This window comes from Tetzosporium hominis, assembly GCF_002265435.1.
Classification (GTDB): Bacteria; Bacillota; Bacilli; order Bacillales_A; family Planococcaceae; genus Chryseomicrobium; species Chryseomicrobium hominis.
Genome location: NZ_NOKQ01000102.1, coordinates 1 through 245, shown reverse-complemented (window position 1 = coordinate 245; position 245 = coordinate 1). Strand labels below are relative to the sequence as shown.

1 protein-coding gene is annotated in these 245 nt (G+C 42.4%); it reads right to left on the bottom strand.

Annotated elements, in window-relative coordinates; genetic code table 11:
- Positions 1 to 197 (bottom strand): hypothetical protein (locus tag CF394_RS00370; RefSeq protein ID WP_207761662.1); only part of this gene is annotated, 197 nt, incomplete at its 3' end.
- Positions 198 to 245: the final 48 nt, after the last annotated feature.

Here is a 245-nt window from a genome sequence, read left to right as displayed (position 1 = left end):
GAAAAACACGCGCTTCCAAAGAAACCCGAGTCACGCTTGATGATCACCTCTCCCGTACCGTCTCGTTTTTCGAGTAACGCGGTACTGATAATTTGTTTTTCAGGAACAGGAGTGGCTTGTTCATTTGAGACAGGTTTTGTAGCACAACCGACAAGAGCAAGCATAATCCCACAGGCAAGACCATTTTTAACGACCATGTTTGAAAACTCCCAATATTAAAAATATGTCAGCATCTAACGATAACA